Genomic DNA, 18,411 nt, shown 5'->3' with positions numbered 1-18,411 from the left:
AATGTCCCGATTCCCCCTGACCGCGCTCGTTGCCTTCGCGATCGTTCTGTTCAGCGCCCAGTCGCCGGCCGCATCGCCGTTTGCCGGCGATCTGGCCCCGATCGGCCCGTCCGACTGGAACCGCGCGCGCGCTGCGCACCTGCTAGAGCGGGCCGGCTTCGGCGGCACGCCGGAAGAGATCGACGCATTGGCCCGCCTGACGCCTGTCCAGGCCGTACGCCGCCTGGTGTACTTCGAAGGGGCGCCTGCCGCCGAATTGCCGCCGTTCGACCATTCCGGCGTATTCGATGAGGGCCTGGACCCGTTTCCCGCCAGTCGGCCGGCCACCACCGATGCCGCACGCGACAAGGGCGAAGTGATCGGTGTGCGGGTGAAGGCCGGCGGCAACCGTCGCATGCAGCCGGTGGTAAACAAGTTCTTCTACTGGCTGCGCGCCAGCAAGCTCGAAACCGACCGCGTCGCCTGGTGGTGGGCGAACCGCATGCTCACGTCGCCGCGTCCGCTGCAGGAGAAGATGGCGCTGTTCTGGCACGGCCACTTCGCCACCAATGAAGACAAGGTGCGCGACTACCGCAAGATGCTGAATCAGCTTGAGTTGTTCCAGAACCAGGGCCTGGGCAACTTCCGCACCTTGCTGATCGGCGTCGCCCAGGACCCGGCCATGCTCGCCTTCCTCGATGCCGGCGTGAATGTGAAGGGCGCCCCGAACGAGAACTTCGCCCGCGAAATCATGGAGCTGTTCACCATGGGCGTGGGCCACTACAGCGAGCACGACATCCGCGAGGCGGCGCGCGCCTTCACCGGCTGGAATTTCGAGGGTGTCGCCTTCCACATCGATGCCGCGAAGCACGATGATGCCGCCAAGGAGGTGCTCGGCCGGCGCGGCAATTTCGACGGCGTGCAGGTGATCGACATCATTCTCGACCAGCCGGTCACGCCGCAGTTTCTGGCAACGAAGCTGTACCGTCACTTCGTGCGCGAGGACATCGATCCGGCGCTCGCAGCGGAGCTGGGCAGGCGTCTGAAGGCCGGCAACTACGAGATCGCACCCTTCCTGGAAATGCTGCTGATGTCGCGCGATTTCCATGCGCCCGAGTCGGTCGCGACGCGCATCAAGGGGCCGGTCGAACTGGTGGTGTCCACCTATCGCAAGCTCGGGCTCACCGAAGTGCCCGGCGTGCCCGACTTCAATGAAACCACGGCCGCGCTCGGTCAGCGCCTGATGCATCCGCCGACGGTGGCCGGCTGGGCGCAGGGCCGCAGCTGGATCACGCCGGGCCTGCTGCTGGAGCGCGGCAATTTCGCGCTCGACGTGGCGCTGCCCGACATCAACTACATTCCCGGCGACCGCTATCCGGCGGCGCAGGCCGGCTACGAAATCCGCTTCGTGCATGAGCGCGTGCGCAGCGGGCTCGATCTGACCACCGCCACCAAACCCGGCGGTGCCGACGGCGGCATGGAAATGATGGCGATGTCGACCCTGAGCGGCGACCGCGATGAAGACTTCAATACGCGCTATGGCAGCTATCGCGGCTGGCAGATGGCGGTCGAGCGCGTAAAGCCCATCTCGCGCACGGTGGCCCGGCTGGATCTGACCGGCATGGTACTGAACGCCGGCTGCAGCACGCCGGAAGAGGTGGTGGCCTATCTGGAACGCCGCTTTCTGTCGGTGCAGCTCGACGACGCCACGCGGCGCAAGCTGGCGGCCTTCCTGGAAACGGAACTCGGGACGCGCGACATGAAGGCGACGTCCACCTATGCCGAAGATTCGCTGCGCCTGCTGCTGCATGTGCTGCTGAGCCGGCCCGAATATCAACTGAGCTGAGCCGACCCGGCCGAGCCGAAAGCCACGCACGCCCCGCACTGCAGGAGTCCGCACCATGACCACAGACCACAACCGCCGCCGCATCCTGAAGGCATCTGCCGGGCTGATGATCCCCGGCGTCTTCGGCACCATCGCGCGCGCTGCCGCGGCGGCTGAAGCCGAAGACCGCATCCTGGTGGTGTTCGAAATGTCCGGCGGCAACGACGGCCTGAACACCGTCGTGCCTTATGCCGACGACCGTTACTACCGCTTGCGGCCCGCCATCGGCATCCGGCCGGACAAGGTGCGCAAGCTCGACGACCGCTTCGGCCTCAACCCGGGCATGGCCGGTTTCGAGCGGCTGTGGAAGGACGGCCGGCTCGCCATCGTGCATGGCTGTGGCTACGACAACCCGTCATTCTCGCACTTCACGTCGATGGCCTATCTGCACACGGCGGCACCGAACAGCGGCGACGACTACGGCTGGGTCGGCCGGCTGGCCGACGCCATGTCGCCCGCGCCGGTGCCGAACTACCTGCTCAACATCGACACCGCGCAATCGCTCGCGGTGCGCAGCCGCGTGCATACGCCGGTGGTGTTCGACGAGCCGGACCGCTTCGTGCGCAACAGCTTCCATCAGGCGCGCACGCTGCTCGACGACGTGAGCGTGGCGAGCGCGGACAACCCCTCGCGTCGCTACCTCGAACAGGTGGCGGTCAGCGCGCGCGAGTCGTCGCTCGCGGTGCGCGACGCGTGGTCGAAATACAAGACCAACCAGGACTACGGCATCGTTCCGCTCGGCCTGCCCAAGGTGGCGGCCTGCATCGCCGCCGGTTTGCCGACGCGGCTGTACTACGTCGGCTACCGCAACAATGCCTTCGATACCCACGTGCAGCAGGCCGATCTGCATCAGCGCCTGCTCTCCTATACCTCGGATTCGATACACGGCTTCCTGCGCGACATGGAACGCATCGGCCAGGCAGACCGCGTCAGCCTGCTGATCTTTTCCGAATTCGGGCGCCGGGTGCCCGAGAACACCAGTCTGGGCACCGACCACGGCACCGCCAACGTCATGTTCTTCGCCGGCAGGCAGGTCAAGGGCGGCCACTACGGCACGCCGTCCGATCTGGGTGCGCTGGACGCGGGCGACAACCTTGTCCACACCACCGACTTCCGCTCGGTCTACGCCAGCGCCATCGACGGCTGGCTCAAGGTCGGCGCCGCCGACACGATACTCAAGGGCCGCTTCGCGCCGCTGCCGGTGTTCGGCTGAAGCAGGGGGCTCGCCGGACGGACCCGCCCGGGTATCCCGGTGAGTGTGCCGATCGGGCGGCGAAGACAGGGCGATGCAGATGCGATGCAAGGCTATGTCATCGCGGTCGTGACCTGGGTCACAGCTTGAACCTTGAAGGACGACGGAACCCTTATTACGATGAAATCGTGCCGTCACCGTCGTGAGGGCGGGGAGGGCGTCGATGACAGAACTTTCCAACGTGTGCCCGGGTATCGTGCCGCGCACGGCGCGGCATTCCACCTGCCTTGCCCTGTTTCTGGTCGGCTGTTGCGCCGGTGTCGCGCACGCCGAGATCAACGTCGACGCGCTGAGGCTGAACGCCCTGGTAACGCAGGAGGTCGGTACCAGCGCGAGCAACATCACCTTCACGCGCCGGCAGAATGTCTCGTCGAGCGAGCTGGAGTTGCACCCGATGCCGGTCGATGCGCACCTCGAAGCCCCGGCCTTCACGCCGCCCGCAGGCGCACCCGGCGACACCGGGTGGGCGCCGGCCTTGCTGGACGCCTACCAGAGCGCGGAGGGTTTCAACACGACGCGGGTCAGCGGCCGCTTCGCCAACGGATCGGCCTACAACCGCATCAGTTCGCGCACCGAATGGAATCTGTCGGGTTTCGTCGTGGTACCGATCGGCCTGACCACGACCGCCCGGCTCGACTACCTGCTGTTTCCGGGGCTCGCCGGCCTCAGCAGCAACTTTTCCGGCCCTTACGGCGAGGTCGGTTTTCGCTACGAAATCACACTGTTCGCCGACGGTTCGGAACAGTTCAGGCTCGACTCGTCGGTGGTGCTGAGCCGCAGCCAGGGCTCGCTGCAGCCGGTACTCAATGCGACGGGCGTATTCGCCGGTCTGGCAAGTCAGGGTGGCGAAGTGCGCGACTCCGTGACCTATCAGACCGTGGCTACCGAGGCGTATCTGGGCAACGCTGCGCTCGGCACCTTCATCGACCAGACCGAGTTTTCGCTGACCTACATCATGGAGTCGTGGGTCACCTTGCCGGGCTATGAAAACGCAGGCTTCGCCAGCGTCGGTGACCCGTTTGCATTACGCAGCGATGCGGCAGCAGAACTGCAGCGGGTATTCCCGGGTGTCGATCCGGAGGCGATTTTCGGCGTCACGACCGCGCCGGTTCCCGAGCCCGCTCACATCGCCCTGCTGTTGCCTGGGCTTTGGGTCGTGCTGCGTGCGGCCCGACAGCGCAGAGCCACCGGCTGCTGAGTGCAACGCCGGCGGTGATGGAGGGCCTGTGGGTGCGGAGATCCACTGCCGGCCATGCAGCGCACTTTTGTGGGAGCAGCAGCCTCGCCGCGATACGCACTCTGCACAACGACGGTCGCGGCACTGATCGCGGCGAGGCCGCCGCTCCCACAGGGCCGGCAGTGGATCGCTGCGCCGACATGGGCCGCTCCACCAGACACTGCAAATCCGGAATCCGTGCCCCTGGCGGCTGCAGCCGGCCATCGATCAGCTCAGGTCAGCGCCTTGCACGCCTTGATGCAGTCCTGGCAGGCATCGAAGCAGGCCTTGCATTCTGCGTGATGATCGACGTGCGGCTTGCACGCGTCGGCGCAGCGGTTGCAGCCTTCGAGCGCCACCGTCGCGGTGGCGACCAGCAGCGGTGAATTCTGGGCCGCGAGGCTTTGCAGTGCCGTGCACAGCGCGAGCATCTGGCTGACCGCCTTGGCGCAATCGCCCATACCCTTGTCGCCCTCGGACAGCAGGCGGATGCAGTGCTCGCGGCACACTTCACCGGTCGAAATGCAGGTACTGGTGGATGCAATAAGCTTCATGTGGGGCGTCGACGCCACTGAGGCCTTGCCGCCGTGATGGTGGTGGTCGTGCGCGGGGTCGTGCTGGGCAAGCACCTTGCCCGACAGGCCCGCAGCCGTCGCGGCGCCGAGTGCGCCGATCAGTTCCCGTCTGTCCATATCAGATCCTTTTTTAATGGTATGGCCGTGCGCCGATGCCGACGGCGCACGCATCTTGACCGTCCTCGACGGCGTGCAGAGCCAACGCAGCCCGCGAAGTCGACGTCGCCCAGTCTACGTGACAGTGTCGAAGAAGGGCGCCCCTGAAAACGCCCGCAAGGCTCAGTGATGCGTCGCCTTCCTACGCCGGCGACCTGCGCAGCCGGCCATGACCGCCAGACCCGCCAGCATCATCGCCCAGGTGCCGGGTTCGGGCACCGGCGTGAGCGAGGTGGCCGCGAACTTGAGACCGCCGAGGCGCTCTGCCACGAAGATTTCCGCGCTGTCGGGGCCGCTGGTGTTGATCGTGAACGTCAGCTCGCCGGTCCGGCCGGCAAAGCTGGAAATGTCGATGTTGAGCAGGTTGATTTCGTCGGTCAGGTAGTCATCGCCGCGAAAGCTGGCCAGCGTCTGCCCGTCGAAGGCCACGTCCAGCACGGCACCGACATTGTTCTGCGTGAATGCGAGCGGCACGTCCATGGTCGGGGCGTCGGGCAGCGTCGCGGTATAGACCAGAACGCCGGGCGATGCGGTATGGACCGAAATGCCCTCGAATATCACCTCGCCCCGGATGCCCGTCCCGCCATTGCGGCTTCTCCAGAACAGCTTGCGTTCGGTTGGCGTTGCGTGCTCCCACTTTTCCTTCTGATGCTCGAGAATCGCGCGCTTGATGGCGCCTCCAATGCTGAAATCCGTGGCATTGACGTTGTCAAGCCAGCCCAGAAACCGGTCGAATGCGCTGTCGACCCGGTAATTGACGGTGTATTCGCTCTTGAGTGCCAGGGTGCCGGTCACGCTGCCCCGGACCTGCGACACGGCGAGCGGGCGGCGCGGTCCGTAGCCATACCTTGGCAACAGCGTGGCTTCGGACGAGTCCGTGAACACGATGGTACGGCTGGCATCTTCTGAAAAGATCATCTGAATACTCGACAGGTACGGCTGCGAAGTCGTCTGAGTGAATATTTCGGCGCCGCCGGTGGCACCCAGATCCGATTGCAGCACCACCGTGCCGGCCTGGGCGCTGTAGACGAGCGAGGCCGGAGGCAAGATGGCGCTGATTTCAGCAAACAGTGCGACACGTTCTGTATTCGGCGGCGCCACGGCCAGCTCGCCGCGCACGCCGAGCGCCAGGACCTTCATCGTCAGCGATGACGACAGATACCGGGCAAAGGCGTTCTCTTCGGCGATTGAGACCGAAATCAATTCCTGCCCCGGCTGAAAGTTGATCGCGTTGACGAGGCTGTAGACGCCGTTGACGCTGATGTCGATCGATGTCGCCGCGCGGGCGCTGCCGCAGACGGCCAGCATGGCTACAGCCAGCATGCCAAGTTTCAGGTTTGTTCTAGTTTTCATGGGTCGCCGGGTGCCGTTGGGAAGACGGATGGAACGTGCGCGACATGCCCCGCCGGCACGGCGCGCTGCAGGATATGCAAACGGAGCGAGGTCACGTATGGACATCGCGGTTGGGAGAACGGGGACCTCAGAGGCAGCCAACAGACTGCTCCAAAGCCGCAGGAAAACCGGGCTGCCGCGGTCGCAGCGACCGGGAAGCGAAAGAAGCGGAGTCAGGGCATGGTGTTCGCGCGACCTGAAGGGCTGACGCGCCCATGGCTTGGCATGAGGTACGGCACGCCACTTGCGGTCGCTGCCCTCCGCTCACGCTTCGTCATGGTTGCGCCCCGTTTAATATCGAAATCGCCGGATGCGCATGAGCAAGAACCACGCCCCGCGTCGGGGCTGATGAATAGCGGTGTTGAATCAACGGCGAGCCGTGGGCGGGCCATGTCGGTCAAGGCCGCCCTGTAAAGAATGCCGACACGCCACACGCGCCGCAGGGCGGCGTGGCTGAACGTTGCTCGGCCCGGGCAGCGCGCTCAGGTCGCCGCGCGGCGCCGACCCACGAATCCGACTGCAGCCAGCCCGGCCAGCATCATTGCCCAGGCGCCCGGTTCCGGTACCGCCACCACATTGATGTTGACCAGCGCCGAGCTCGAGCGGCCGAGTTCGTCGATCGAGTAGTACTGGAAGGTCGCCAGTCCGGCAAAACCCGGATCGGCGATATAGCGGAAGCTGCCGTTGGTGATCACGCTGTCCAGCGTGCCGCTGCTCGGATCGAAAAAGCTCGAAACCATGACTTCGCCAATGCCGCCCCGGTCGTTCGCCAGCAGGCCGGGTGCGAGGATGTCGAGCGTGCCCCCGCTGAGTACCGTGAAGGTGTCGTCGAACGCCACCGGAATGGACGCGGCGGTATCGATGAACACGGTGGCGCTGGCGCTGCGGCCCAGCTCGTCCTCGGTGCGGTAGCTGAAGCTTGCCACACCGGCAAAGCCATACTCCGGGGTGTAGCTGAAGCTGCCGTTGGTGACCACGCTGTTGAGCGTGCCTGAGGTGGGGTCGAAGTAGCTGGTCACGATCACCTCGCCGATGCCACCGCGGTCATTGGCCAGCAGGCCGGGCGCCGAAATGTCGAGGGTCAGGCCGCCCAGGGTGTAGTAGTCATCGCGTGCCTGGGGCAGGGTGGTGCTGGCATCGATCGTCACCGTGGCGCTCGACTGGCGGTCGTACTCGTCGACGATGAAGTAGTCGAAAGTCGTGATGCCGGCAAAGCCCCGCTCGGGTGTGTACAGGAAGGCGCCGTTGGTGACCACGTTGTTCAGCGTGCCCGACCCCGGGTTGAAGAAGCTGCTGACGCTCACGCCGGTGCCGCTGTCATTGGCCAGAATGCCGGGCGCCGAAATGCTGAGCGTGAGGCCGGTCAGTTCGAACAGATCGTCGCGCGCCACCGGTTCCGGCGGCAGCGTGACGGCGAAGGCATTGAAGGTGCTGCACGCGAGCAGGCTTGCAAGGACGGTGGTTGTTTTCATCAGTGGGCTCCCGGTGGCGCAAGAGATCGAGATGACCTCCACGAATCCCGATCATCTTTGGCAGGCATGCGGCCAGCAAGCTGGGCATGACGGGCGGCGTGAGCGAATTCGCACCGCCGGAAGGACGATGGCGCAGGCTGGACCGACTTCAGCTCAGAAGCTGCACCATTGCTCCTCGCACGGCACGCCATCATGGTCACCGTCCATCTTCGTGTCCGGACAGTTCTTGATGAAGAAGGTCGCCTCGTCGCAGGACGTCATCTGACTGCAGTGCTGGCGGCCGTCGCAGCGGAAATTCGCCGACGGAGCCGGCGGCGCGGTTCCATTGATGCGTTGCACGAGGTGCGTGTCGATCTGGCCGTAGATGAGGTAGCCGCCGAATCCGACGGCCGCGAACAGCAGCAGATAGCCAAACAGACTGGTGCCTTGTCGCTCCGGGCTGCGCGAAGAAGAGGGGCGACGCGCCTCGTACGCCGGGGAGACGACGCGGCCCGGGCGCTCGACCGAAACCGCGCGCTTGCGGCCCTGCGCATCGGTCTGCACCTCAAACAGCAGTGTTTCACCGTTCATCGGCCGGCGCCCGTCGCGCGGCAGGGCGGAGATATGCACGAACACCTCGTCGCCGCCGCGGGTCGGTTCGATGAACCCGAACCCACGGTCGTCGTTCCACTTCGCGAGCTTGCCTTCGATTCGTGCCATAACGATCCGCCGGGTTTCCGTACGCCGCTGAATGCATGAGATCGGAATTATGCTTCAAGGATCGGTCTCTGCGCCTGAGCCGTTCTGCCCGGCACGCCGGGCCGCTGCAGCGCTGCGCACCGCCTGCCCTTCGGGCATCATCTGCGGCGCCCGCCTCGCTCCGAGATCGAACCTGCCATGCATCCATTGCTGATCGTCCTTGCCGTCGCCCTCCTGGGCGTGGCGCTGGTTTTCCGCTTCCGCTATGTCGCGCTGCGCCGGGAAGCGCATATCCGCCAGGCCGAACTGCCCAAGGGCCTGTTCGAAAAGCTGCGTGCGCGTCACCCGCAGCTGTCGCTGAAGGACTGCCAGCTGGTGGCGAACGGGTTGCGGCAGTTCTTCCTCGCGCATCTGAAGAGCGGCCGCAAGTTCGTGGCCATGCCCAGTCAGGTGGTGGATGACCTGTGGCACGAATTCATTCTGTGCACGAAGAATTACGACACCTTCTGCCGCCAGGGCTTCGGCCGCTTCCTGCACCACACGCCGGCGGTGGTGCTGACCGACGACCGGCTGAAGAACGCAGGCCTGCGCCGCTGCTGGTGGTTCGCCTGCCGCGAAGAGAACATCGACCCGCGTGCGCCGGGCCGCCTGCCGCTGCTGTTCGCGCTGGACGCCAAGCTGAACATCGCCGGTGGCTTCAGCTATGTGCCGGACTGCGGCGGCGTGCGGCGCGCGGGCGCAGACAGCGGCGGCAGCACACCGTATTGCGGCAGCGACTTCGGCAGCGACGGCGTTGACGGCAGCACCGATGGCTTCGGCGACGGTGATGGCGGTTCGGACGGAGGCGGTTGCGGTGGCGGTTGCGGTGGCGGCGACTGAGCGCTGCCACTGCACACCGGATGCGGTGCGCATGAAGCCGGACCCAAGGGGATGCTAAGCTGAGCGCGCACCGCGCGTCGCGGCGAGGGGTACTTCATCTTCGGATTCAAGGGGACGCATCATGAACATGGAAGTGATCTGGACTTTCCTGAGCACCCAGGGCGCAGACTTCGCCCTGAAGATCGTCGGCGCCATCGCGGCCTGGATCATCGGCCGCTGGTTGATCAGCATCGCGGTGTCGATCGCCGGGCGGGCGCTGCAGCGCGGCCAGAAAATCGATGCCACGCTGGCGCAATACCTCAAATCGATCATTTCGGTGCTGCTGACCCTGGTCCTGGTGCTCGCCATCCTGGACATCTTCGGCATCAAGACCACCTCGTTCGCCGCGCTGCTGGCCGGTGCCGGCCTGGCCATCGGCGCCGCCTGGAGCGGCATGCTGGGCAATTTCGCGGCCGGCCTCTTCCTGCAGACGCTGCGGCCCTACAAGGTGGGTGATTTCATCAGTGTGGGCGGTGTGACCGGCACGGTGAAGGAACTGGGGCTGTTCGCCACCACGATACTGACGCCCGACAACGTGCTCACCGTGGTCGGCAACAACAAGGTGTTCTCGGACAACATCCAGAACTACAGCGCCGAGCCCTACCGCCGCGTCGATTGCGTGGCCAAGGTGGCGAACAGCGTGAACGTGCAGGACGCCATCGCCCGGCTTCGCCCGGCCATCGCGGCCATCGCCAACGTGAAGGACAGCCCGGCGCCGGACATCGAAATCGTCGAGTTCACGCCGGAAGGCCCGAAACTGTGCGTGCGGCCCTACACCCACAACGATCACTACTGGCAGGTGTATTTCGACACCCACAAAGCCATCGTCGCCACCTTCGGCGCCGCCGGCTACCCGGTACCGGAAACGCCGGTCGCCCATCGCGTGATGCCTTGAGCGATGTCGGCCGCGGTGCGCCGGACCGGCCGTCGACGGGCGCCGTGACAGCCGGTGCCGTTGTGCCCCTATCCACCTGCTTCCGAAGAAAGTCACCCATGAAATCAGCCATCGTGCTCGTTGCCAGCGTCCTTATGCTGTCGGGCTGCGGCTACGCCGTGAAGCCGTATGTCGCCTCGCCCGACAATGCCGCGGCGCTGAAAGCGCTCGACTTCCCGCCGCTGGCGGTCGGCGCCTTCGAATCGGTTCCGCCCGGCCTCAAGAGCATCAACTGCCACATCAGCAACACCGTGTCGGCGGATCCCGGTTTTGCCGCCTACGTGCGCGCGGCCCTCATCGATGAACTGAGCCGCAGCGGGCGATTCGATGCGGCGTCACCGCGGGTGCTGACCGGGCGTCTCGACGTGGCCGACTTCAACTCCAGCGTCCTGCTCGGCAAGTGGGTGCTGTCGCTCACGCTCGCCAACACGCGCGGCGACACGCTGGCGGTTTCGATCACGCACCCCTTCACCGGCAACATCAGTGCCGACAAGGGCTGCGAAAGAAGTGCCGCCGAGTTCGTGCCCGCCGTGCGCGCACTGATCGCCGAAGCGTTCCGGCACCCGAAGTTCGCCGCACTGGCGAAGTGATCCGGTCTGGCGCCCGCCTCCGTGCGACGGCGGGGCCGGCCCGGCGAAACAGGTGGCTTCAGTGGCCGGCGTCGGGCATGCAGTCGTCCATCGGATCGAGAAGCTCACCGTGCAGCAGCGCGATCGGCGATTTCCAGTACAGATCGACGTTGTGGAAGGGGTCGGTCAGTATCTTGCAGGCCCAGGCGAAGCCCCAGGACGGGCCGCGCAGCAGTGAAAGATGCACAGTGCGCAGGGCAAGACCCGCGACGCCGAGGCACAGCCAGGCGATGCCGGTGTCGTGGGCGAAGCCGGCAAAATCGCGCGCCGGCTCGATCATGCCGAACAGGTCGGGCCGCAGCTGCAGCACGACGGGAATCGACAGCCAGACGCCGATCAGCACGCTCTTGCGGTGCATGTTGTAGCCGGCCTTGATCGATTCCTTGTACGCGTAGCTCACGTCGTGGATGGCGTCGTGACCGCGCGGCTCCCAGAAGATGTGCCCGGACTGGCGCGTCACCATGCCCACCAGCCAGCCCACCAGGCCGGCCGTGGCCGGGTCGGTGAACAGCAGCGCGTAGGCGTACAGGAAGCTCACCGCGCTCACCAGATGCAGGGTCTGGTTGATGCGGCTCTGGTGGTAGTAGCGATGGTCGTCCAGGCGCAGCGTGCGCACCTTGTCCATGAATCGCGCCATGAGTACGGTCTCCCGGGAAGTCGATGACAGGCGGCACGATTGCGCCCGCCTGTTACCGTCCGGCGACCGCAGCATTGCAGAGAGTTTGCAGTCAGGCTTCGTTTGCGGCAGATCAAAGTCGGGCGACGAAGTTCGGCTGCAGCAGCGGGAATCGCGGCGAGCTGTAAACCGGGGGACAGACCCGGTGCCGTCAAGTCAGCGATTTCAGATGTTCTGTTAGGTACTGAAAAGCCATGGCGACCGACGGCCCCTGTACGCAGACCATGACCCTCCTGGGCTTAACTGAACGGCATTGGGTTTGTCCTCCATTGCCCATGATCAGATCCGCATCAAGGTCGCTATCCTCCTTGCCGCGCGATACCTGCAAAGCGTTCCAGTTCATCCAATTTAAGATCGGAAGCCGCCCAGAAATTCATTCCATGGACCGACCAACTTACGAGGTTATGGCCATTAAGGGTGAGTGATCGCGGCAGTTCCCCTCCATCGGTACCGGGCCAGACAAAGAGATTGATGGTGTGCAGCCGGTGCCGGTAGACAAGCACCGCCACGGCTTGCTTGTTGAGATAATCCAGGCGTCCGCCCACCAGCGGAAAACCCTCGGCCGTGTGATCGAGCACAGGCGGGGAAAAATCCAGTTTGCCATTGAACCAGGGCTTCACCGTGTGTTGATCCGAGGATGCGACATCCGACAGGTGATCGGCTTGCAGGGAACGAACATGGCTGTCCAGCACTTCTCCGGCAAGCTGCTGATACGGCGTGGGCACGGCGAGGTAAAGATTGACACTCCACACCACGGCCAGCAGCGAGGCGAACACCGCGCCAGCGCTTAGCCAGTTCCAGTGTTTAGTGGCTGGCGCAAGCTTTTGCTCCTTTGGCAAGGCCTCTGCAACGCGAGCCACAAGGCGAGCCGGTGCAACATGGTGAGGCGCCTTCGCCTTGATGAGGGTGCGCAGACTGTCGAGTTTTGCATGTTCCCTCCGGCAGTCGCCGCAGACATCCAGGTGATCCGCGACCGCTATGAGATCGGACACATCCAGTTCCTGATCGATGTAGGCTGGAAGCCTTTTTAATGTCTGTTTGCAGTCCATCACCGCTCCTGTTCATGCGCTGTCAATAATTGCGCAAGACGCTTGCGGCCGCGCGCAAGCCGCGACATCACCGTGCCGATAGGCAAGCCGATAATCGCGGCAATCTGCTTGTAGGTCATATCCTCCAGCTCGCGCATCACCACCACTTCGCGAAACTCCAGAGGCAAGTCCTCGATCGCCGCCCGTACCTGGCGCTGCGTCGCTTGCAGCATCAATGCCGCTTCAGGTGGATTGCCCGCGTGTCGCGCGTGTCCATCGTCATCGGCGCAATCGTGCGCTTCTTCGTCGAACGGGACGCATTGCGCCTGGGCTTGCCGGTATGCGTCGCCGCCATAAAAAGTATTGCGAACAATGGCCAACAGCCAGGCTTTGCCGTTCTCGCCCTGAAAACTGCCGAAATACTTGTACGCCCGCAGGCAGGCCTCCTGCACGATATCTTCAGCGTCCAGATCGCTGCGCGTCAGCCAGCGTGCCAAGTTGAAGGCGGCATTCAGATGAGGCATCACGAGCGCCTGAAAGCGCTTTTCCTTATCTGGCTGGTTCTTGTCTGTATCGGTCACACAGCCTTCCGGGCGAGGGGTCGTTTACAGACATACCGGTTCAGCGAGAGCTTTATTCCCGGCAGCCGTGAATGGAACACGTCTTTTTTCTCCCCGGCCGAAATCGGGAATAAACAGGAGGCGCCATCGGTACTGCATGTACTGGTCATTCGATCAGCGTCAATCATGGAGAATACCGATGAACAAGCCCATCAATCGACGTGAGTTTCTACGGCTGACCAGCCTGGGCGGCGGGGTCGTCTTTGCCTCGGCGCTAGGCGGTTGCAGCTTCGGCGGCCAAGCCCGCGCGGCAGGAACGGCCGCAGGTGCAGCCATCGATGATTTCCATTTTGTGCAGTTGTCCGATACGCATTGGGGCTTTGAGGGCGCGCCCAATCCCGATGCGCACGGCACCCTCAAGAAAGCAGTGGCGGCGGTCAACGAGCTTGCACATTCGCCGGATTTCATCATCTTTACGGGTGATCTGACGCACACGACCGATGATCCGAAGCAACGGCGTGTACGCATGGCGCAATTCCGTGAAATTGTCGCGGGGCTGAATACGCAGAAGGTGCTGTTCATTCCTGGTGAACACGATGCCTCGCTGGATCGTGGCGAAGCCTACAAGGAGTTTTTTGGCGATCTGCATTACACCTTCGACCACAAAGGCACGCACTTCATCGCGCTCGACAACGTGTCCGATCCCGGAGCCAGCCTTGGCGAAGCGCAGCTGGCATGGCTTGCCGCGGACCTCCAGCAATTGCCCAAGGACGCGAGAGTCGTGGTATTCGCCCATCGTCCCTTGTTCGACCTCTACCCCAGCTGGGACTGGGCAACGCGCGATGGCGCGAAGGCGATCGAGCTCCTGATGCCTTATTCCAATGTGACGGTGTTCTACGGCCATATCCATCAGGAGCACCATCATGTGACTGGGCATATCGCCCATCACTCGGCCAAATCGCTCATCTTCCCGCTGCCCGCGCCGGGATCGCAACCCAAGCGCACGCCGCTGCCATGGGATGCCGAGCACCCCTACCGTGGACTCGGCGTCCGTCAAGTGCGAGCCGAAAAGAAACGCGACGCGTATGCCATCACCGAGTTTCCGGTGCGGAAAGGTTGACCATGGCCATCAATCACAAACGCCGTTTGCTGATGACCGCCACGGTTGCCTTGGGCGCGGGAGCGGTCGTCGCGAAGGAGAACTCGACGCCCCGTGTCATCAGAATCGTTTCCCGGAAGTTTGAGTTCGTTCCTGACACGATCCATCTCAAGACAGGTGAAACTGTCGTGCTTGAGCTGACGGCTGAGGATGTGGTGATGGGTCTCAATGCCCCGGGCCTCAAAGTGCGCTCCGACATGATCCCCGGCATGGTCACGCACCTTCAGGTTACCCCGGAAAAAGCGGGTCGATTCGATTTCTACTGCGACGTATTCTGCGGCTCAGGTCATGAGGAAATGACTGGGGCGATCGTGGTGACCTGAACATCGGAGAATTAACGGAGAAATGACTCAACGGCATCGGGGACAGACCCGGTGCCGTCAAGTCAATCCGCAACGGCATCGGGTCGGTTCCTTATTGCGCCATCATGACTGCAGCTCCGCTGAAGGATAGGGCCGGACGCAAGCATGCGTCGCGCGCCATGGCAGGGCCATCGCCGGACCGGCGCGGCGCGTCCCGCGGTTGCGCCGGTCCGGCCTCCATCCCGAGCGCGCTCAGGCCCAGGCGGGCGCCTTTTCCGGGATGGTGGCGTCATTGACACCGTACTGCAGCAGCGAATCCGCCTTGACCTGCAGCACGATGTACACCAGGGGTTCGTCCGAGTTGTTGCGCCAGATCCGCTCGCCTGCCGGCGCGATGCGCACGATGCTGCCTTCCGACACGTTCAGCACATCGCCGTCGACCTGCAGCTGTCCACGTCCCCGGATGAAGAAGTACACCTCTTCGTTCTGGTGATGGATGTGATAGATCGGCATCGCCTCGCCCGGCTGCATCGCGTTGATCGAGATCTCGCATCCGGTCAGCCCGAGCAGTTCCTTCAGGAACAGTTTGCCGGGCAGTTCGATGCCGGGCAGCGCCACCTTGTAGTCCGGCCAATGCGCGCTGGGGCCGGTTTCCACCAGCGTGTAGTTCGTGCCCTGATGAGGGGTCTTGTTGCGGTCGATCATGGTCATACTCCTTGAATACCTACTGATAGGTAGGTTGTGGGGTCAAAAAAATGCGCCGGGAACAGGCGCAGGGTGAAACACCGGGATTCAGGCGAGCAGTGAGGACAGCGCTCCCTGTACGCTTTCCTGAAAGAAGGTTTCATCGCCGCCTGCGCGCGCGAACAGCAAGGCGCCCTGCAGCGTGGAAATCAGCATCGCGGCCTGACGGGCAGGGGTGGCGGCGCGTACGATCTCGCCACGCTGCTGCCCGCGTTCAAGCACGCCCGACAGCCAGCGCTGCTGTACCTGCAGGAAGCGCTCCAGCGCCGGCCTGAGCGAAGCGTCCAGAGTTGCCACCTCCGCAGCCAGCATGCCGCCCATGCAGGCGCGCCCCTGACAGAGGTTGCCGTGAAACAGTGCGGCGTAGCGATCGAGCAGCACATGGCTGTGGGTATCCGGCAGGCTGGCGAGGTAGTCCTCAAGCTGCTGACGATAGCGATTCAGCAAGTGAAGCACGAGGTCGGTCTTGGTCGGGAAATGATGGTGCAGACTGGCCTTGCGAATGCCCACCTCGGCCGCGATGTCGGCGTAGCTGAAGCCATTTACGCCTCGCTGCTGTATGAGCCGCTGCGCCACGTCAAGGATGTGCTCTTTCGTATCCATGGACGCATCCTAACCTATCAGTAGGTAGGTTGCAAGACCCAAAGCGTCGTACCTGAAACTGCGGCGCGGCTTGAAGCGCCTTGCGAAACCCGCCTCATCCGCACTTGGGCGTGCCCGCGACAACCCTGCCTGCGCGAATGATCTTTGCAGCCAATCGAGACAGTGCCGGTCGTCGTCAGGCGCGAAGAAGCAGGCCAGGCGGTTGTTCCCGCGCTGAACCCGATGCAGCGGTACGCCGGAAAGAGAAACACGGGCGCGGCGGGGCATTGCCGGAACCTTTGCCGAGAAATGCTCGAAGCATTAACCGGGTCACGGAAGAATGGTCTCTCTTGAGTGCTTGCGGACTGCCCGACGGCGAGGACATCGGGTAATGTTGCTGCGTCCCCTATTGTTCCACTCACCTTGTCCATGAATCGCGCCATGAGTGCTGTCTCCCGGCAAGTCCATGACAGGCGGCACGATTGCGCCCGCCTGTTACCGTCCGGCGACCGCAGCGTTGCAGCGCGTTCGCACTCAGGCTTCATTTGCGGCCGATCAAAGTCAGGCGACGAAATTTGGCTGCAGCAGCCGGAATCGCGGCGAACCGTTGCGGCATCGCTTGATGGCCCGCCGAGCCGCTTGAACCGGTGAACACCGGTAGCCTGCCGCGAGCGGGCTTCTGATGGCCGCTACAAAAAGCGTGTCGGCTTCACTCTGGCGACACGGCGCCAGACTGCCAGCACCAGAAGCCCTGCGCCCAGCATGGGCGCCTTGCCGGATTCGGGCACCGGCGTGTTGATGAAAACCAGTTCGCGATCGCCTCGCCACAGGCTGATGCCGGCCACCAGATCGGGATCGATGGCCAGTTCGGTGTCCAGTCCCGTCAGCTCGAACGTGATGTCGCTCTGCGCGTTGGTCACCTCGAAGGGCGCACTGATCTCCCAGACCTGCGCCGGCGTCGGCAGGATGCTCTGCGCAGTGCGCTGCGGCAGTTCGCGGACTTCGCTCGGGTCGGTCAGCAGTCGTGCGCTTGCCGTGAGGTCGAACCCGTTGACCAGGAAGCGCGTGTCGGCGCCCACGGCTCGCGCAAACGAAAGCTGGATCTCGTCGATGTTGCCGCCGACGTCGTCCCGGTCACCGAACATGTTGGGGTTGAAGCTGTCGCTGGAGAAGCCGCCGCCTTCGCGTTGTGCAAAGGGTGCATTTTCAGTCTGGCCGGCGTTGCCGACGGCGTTGGGGTCCACAACCAACTTCATGATGACTTTCTGGCGATCAACCACGCCGCCCTCCGAAGCGCTCGACGAGGTGACCCTGTTTGGCGCGAAGGTGGCTTCTGCGCCGTGGCCGGTGAAGTACAGCAGCAGCCGGTCGCCAGCCTTTGCTTCAGTGCCGAACTGGGAACCGTCCAGTGCGCGCTTCAGGCCGGCCGCGGAGTTGTCACCGCTGATGGCCACGCGCCCGAGGCTTTTCGGATCCGGGCGAAAAACATTCGCCGTGAGGTCGATGGCCCGGGCATTCGGTTCAAACAGCAGGGCGACCTGGTCGACCGCCGACACGTCCTGCATCGTGCGCACGACCCGTGCGGCATTGACCGCGTGACGCAGGGCCATCTTGCCGGCGTCACCGAAGATCACCGCCGCGGTGAATACACGCTCGTCCTTGCCCTGCACGGGTGAGCGCAGGTCGTTGGCGCCGCCGGGTGCCGCATCGCGCGAGCCGTATTGCGGATACTCGGGCCGGGCGGGAATGAAGGGGGGCGACAGCGACCCTGTCCAGTCGTTGGCTCGGGCAGTGTGGGCCAGTTCGCGCATGCCGGCCTTCGAGCTGGCCTTGACGGCGTCAGTCCAGGCGCGCGTGAAGTTCTGCACCGCAAGATCGTAGCCGTCGCGTTCCTGGATGGTCCAGGACACCTGGTTCCAGTGCGCCGAAGTGGTGACCGTTGCCGCCGCCTTGCCATCGCCGATGATGTCGTTGATGAAGCCGCCGCCGTAACATTGCTGCATGATCACATCCACCGCCGACCACCGTTTGCCGGTGCCGGTGTTGGCATCGATCAGCTCGCGCAGGCTCCAGTCCGTGGCAGCAACCTTGCCGTCGTAGCTGCGGACGAATGAAATGTGATTGCCCGGTTCGGCGAGCAGCTTGTCGTCCCAGGTGAAGTCCGCGGCGCAGACCGTGTGCGCCGCGATGCAGAGTGCAAGTACCGAGGCGCGGCTGAGCTTCGGACGGGTGACATGCAGCATGCCTGGCTCCTTCACGATCGTCTGCACAGAG

At 64.1% G+C, this 18,411-nt stretch carries 18 protein-coding genes; 8 read left to right on the top strand and 10 right to left on the bottom strand.

Going from position 1 to position 18,411, the window contains the following annotated elements; all coding sequences use genetic code 11:
* Position 1 precedes the first annotated feature (1 nt).
* The 3 genes from NMQ14_RS11635 (at position 2) to NMQ14_RS11625 (ending at position 4,314) form a co-directional block, all read left to right on the top strand.
* Positions 2–1,825, top strand: a complete 1,824-nt coding sequence (locus tag NMQ14_RS11635) for a DUF1800 family protein (protein WP_257096338.1) — start codon at positions 2–4, stop codon at positions 1,823–1,825.
* A 55-nt stretch (positions 1,826–1,880) separates the two neighbouring features.
* Positions 1,881–3,077: a DUF1501 domain-containing protein gene (locus NMQ14_RS11630; RefSeq protein ID WP_257096336.1), complete on the top strand. Its 1,197-nt coding sequence runs from the start codon at positions 1,881–1,883 to the stop codon at positions 3,075–3,077.
* A 202-nt stretch (positions 3,078–3,279) separates the two neighbouring features.
* Positions 3,280–4,314 (top strand): hypothetical protein, encoded by a 1,035-nt coding sequence (locus NMQ14_RS11625; protein WP_257096334.1) that lies wholly within the window; start codon positions 3,280–3,282, stop codon positions 4,312–4,314.
* Positions 4,315–4,565: 251 nt separating this feature from the next.
* Here NMQ14_RS11625 and NMQ14_RS11620 read toward each other — a convergent pair whose 3' ends face one another.
* The 4 genes from NMQ14_RS11620 to NMQ14_RS11605 form a co-directional block, all read right to left on the bottom strand.
* Positions 4,566–5,078: a four-helix bundle copper-binding protein gene (locus tag NMQ14_RS11620; RefSeq protein ID WP_257096329.1), complete on the bottom strand. Its 513-nt coding sequence runs from the start codon at positions 5,076–5,078 to the stop codon at positions 4,566–4,568.
* 108 nt (positions 5,079–5,186) lie between these two features.
* Positions 5,187–6,416, bottom strand: coding sequence for a PEP-CTERM sorting domain-containing protein (locus tag NMQ14_RS11615; RefSeq protein ID WP_257096326.1), 1,230 nt, complete (start codon positions 6,414–6,416; stop codon positions 5,187–5,189).
* A gap of 521 nt (positions 6,417–6,937) precedes the next feature.
* The gene (locus NMQ14_RS11610) at positions 6,938–7,927 is read right to left on the bottom strand and encodes an Ig-like domain-containing protein (protein ID WP_257096324.1); all 990 of its coding nucleotides are present in this window, start codon (positions 7,925–7,927) and stop codon (positions 6,938–6,940) included.
* A 153-nt stretch (positions 7,928–8,080) separates the two neighbouring features.
* Positions 8,081–8,626: a cold shock domain-containing protein gene (locus tag NMQ14_RS11605; protein WP_257096322.1), complete on the bottom strand. Its 546-nt coding sequence runs from the start codon at positions 8,624–8,626 to the stop codon at positions 8,081–8,083.
* Between the two features lie 177 nt (positions 8,627–8,803).
* Here NMQ14_RS11605 and NMQ14_RS11600 point away from each other — a divergent pair, with 177 nt between their 5' ends.
* The 3 genes from NMQ14_RS11600 (at position 8,804) to NMQ14_RS11590 (ending at position 11,047) form a co-directional block, all read left to right on the top strand.
* A complete protein-coding gene (locus NMQ14_RS11600; RefSeq protein ID WP_257096318.1) occupies positions 8,804–9,484 on the top strand; it encodes a hypothetical protein in 681 nt (226 codons plus the stop codon).
* 121 nt (positions 9,485–9,605) lie between these two features.
* Positions 9,606–10,418, top strand: coding sequence for a mechanosensitive ion channel family protein (locus NMQ14_RS11595; protein WP_257096315.1), 813 nt, complete (start codon positions 9,606–9,608; stop codon positions 10,416–10,418).
* Positions 10,419–10,516: 98 nt separating this feature from the next.
* Complete coding sequence (locus NMQ14_RS11590) at positions 10,517–11,047, top strand: hypothetical protein (protein WP_257096312.1); 531 nt, start codon at positions 10,517–10,519, stop codon at positions 11,045–11,047.
* A gap of 58 nt (positions 11,048–11,105) precedes the next feature.
* On the opposite strand, the gene NMQ14_RS11585 is transcribed toward NMQ14_RS11590, so the two are convergent.
* The 3 genes from NMQ14_RS11585 to NMQ14_RS11575 form a co-directional block, all read right to left on the bottom strand.
* Positions 11,106–11,723 carry a hypothetical protein gene (locus NMQ14_RS11585; protein ID WP_257096310.1) on the bottom strand — a complete coding sequence of 206 codons (618 nt, stop codon included), beginning with the start codon at positions 11,721–11,723 and terminating at the stop codon, positions 11,106–11,108.
* Between the two features lie 338 nt (positions 11,724–12,061).
* On the bottom strand, positions 12,062–12,811 hold the full coding sequence (locus NMQ14_RS11580) for an anti-sigma factor (RefSeq protein WP_257096308.1): 750 nt from the start codon (positions 12,809–12,811) through the stop codon (positions 12,062–12,064).
* On the bottom strand, positions 12,811–13,371 hold the full coding sequence (locus tag NMQ14_RS11575; protein WP_257096306.1) for a sigma-70 family RNA polymerase sigma factor: 561 nt from the start codon (positions 13,369–13,371) through the stop codon (positions 12,811–12,813). The genes NMQ14_RS11580 and NMQ14_RS11575 overlap by 1 nt, the downstream gene beginning before the upstream one ends.
* A gap of 178 nt (positions 13,372–13,549) precedes the next feature.
* Between NMQ14_RS11575 and NMQ14_RS11570 the strand changes: the two genes are divergently transcribed.
* Together NMQ14_RS11570 and NMQ14_RS11565 are read left to right on the top strand one after the other, a co-directional pair.
* Complete coding sequence (locus NMQ14_RS11570; RefSeq protein ID WP_257096303.1) at positions 13,550–14,470, top strand: metallophosphoesterase; 921 nt, start codon at positions 13,550–13,552, stop codon at positions 14,468–14,470.
* Between the two features lie 2 nt (positions 14,471–14,472).
* Entirely contained in the window at positions 14,473–14,832 is a 360-nt protein-coding gene (locus NMQ14_RS11565; protein ID WP_257096301.1) for a cupredoxin domain-containing protein, read from the top strand.
* A 231-nt stretch (positions 14,833–15,063) separates the two neighbouring features.
* On the opposite strand, the gene NMQ14_RS11560 is transcribed toward NMQ14_RS11565, so the two are convergent.
* The 3 genes from NMQ14_RS11560 to NMQ14_RS11550 form a co-directional block, all read right to left on the bottom strand.
* Positions 15,064–15,516, bottom strand: coding sequence for a cupin domain-containing protein (locus tag NMQ14_RS11560; protein WP_257096295.1), 453 nt, complete (start codon positions 15,514–15,516; stop codon positions 15,064–15,066).
* Positions 15,517–15,603: 87 nt separating this feature from the next.
* Complete coding sequence (locus NMQ14_RS11555) at positions 15,604–16,158, bottom strand: TetR/AcrR family transcriptional regulator (RefSeq protein ID WP_257096293.1); 555 nt, start codon at positions 16,156–16,158, stop codon at positions 15,604–15,606.
* Positions 16,159–16,826: 668 nt separating this feature from the next.
* A complete protein-coding gene (locus NMQ14_RS11550; protein WP_257096291.1) occupies positions 16,827–18,380 on the bottom strand; it encodes a hypothetical protein in 1,554 nt (517 codons plus the stop codon).
* Between the last annotated feature and the right edge of the window lie 31 nt (positions 18,381–18,411).

It is taken from the genome of Methyloversatilis sp. XJ19-13 (assembly GCF_024580155.1).
Taxonomy (GTDB): Bacteria; Pseudomonadota; Gammaproteobacteria; order Burkholderiales; family Rhodocyclaceae; genus Methyloversatilis.
This window is presented reverse-complemented; position numbering and strand designations above follow the sequence as displayed.

Coding starts and splice junctions, on each gene's coding strand:
- NMQ14_RS11635 (WP_257096338.1), top strand. CDS start 2: ATGTCCCGATTCCCCCTGACCGCGCTCGTTGCCTTCGCGATCGTTCTG.
- NMQ14_RS11630 (WP_257096336.1), top strand. CDS start 1,881: ATGACCACAGACCACAACCGCCGCCGCATCCTGAAGGCATCTGCCGGG.
- NMQ14_RS11625 (WP_257096334.1), top strand. CDS start 3,280: ATGACAGAACTTTCCAACGTGTGCCCGGGTATCGTGCCGCGCACGGCG.
- NMQ14_RS11620 (WP_257096329.1), bottom strand. CDS start 5,078: ATGCGTGCGCCGTCGGCATCGGCGCACGGCCATACCATTAAAAAAGGA.
- NMQ14_RS11615 (WP_257096326.1), bottom strand. CDS start 6,416: ATGAAAACTAGAACAAACCTGAAACTTGGCATGCTGGCTGTAGCCATG.
- NMQ14_RS11610 (WP_257096324.1), bottom strand. CDS start 7,927: ATGAAAACAACCACCGTCCTTGCAAGCCTGCTCGCGTGCAGCACCTTC.
- NMQ14_RS11605 (WP_257096322.1), bottom strand. CDS start 8,626: ATGGCACGAATCGAAGGCAAGCTCGCGAAGTGGAACGACGACCGTGGG.
- NMQ14_RS11600 (WP_257096318.1), top strand. CDS start 8,804: ATGCATCCATTGCTGATCGTCCTTGCCGTCGCCCTCCTGGGCGTGGCG.
- NMQ14_RS11595 (WP_257096315.1), top strand. CDS start 9,606: ATGAACATGGAAGTGATCTGGACTTTCCTGAGCACCCAGGGCGCAGAC.
- NMQ14_RS11590 (WP_257096312.1), top strand. CDS start 10,517: ATGAAATCAGCCATCGTGCTCGTTGCCAGCGTCCTTATGCTGTCGGGC.
- NMQ14_RS11585 (WP_257096310.1), bottom strand. CDS start 11,723: ATGGCGCGATTCATGGACAAGGTGCGCACGCTGCGCCTGGACGACCAT.
- NMQ14_RS11580 (WP_257096308.1), bottom strand. CDS start 12,811: ATGGACTGCAAACAGACATTAAAAAGGCTTCCAGCCTACATCGATCAG.
- NMQ14_RS11570 (WP_257096303.1), top strand. CDS start 13,550: ATGAACAAGCCCATCAATCGACGTGAGTTTCTACGGCTGACCAGCCTG.
- NMQ14_RS11565 (WP_257096301.1), top strand. CDS start 14,473: ATGGCCATCAATCACAAACGCCGTTTGCTGATGACCGCCACGGTTGCC.
- NMQ14_RS11560 (WP_257096295.1), bottom strand. CDS start 15,516: ATGATCGACCGCAACAAGACCCCTCATCAGGGCACGAACTACACGCTG.
- NMQ14_RS11555 (WP_257096293.1), bottom strand. CDS start 16,158: ATGGATACGAAAGAGCACATCCTTGACGTGGCGCAGCGGCTCATACAG.
- NMQ14_RS11550 (WP_257096291.1), bottom strand. CDS start 18,380: ATGCTGCATGTCACCCGTCCGAAGCTCAGCCGCGCCTCGGTACTTGCA.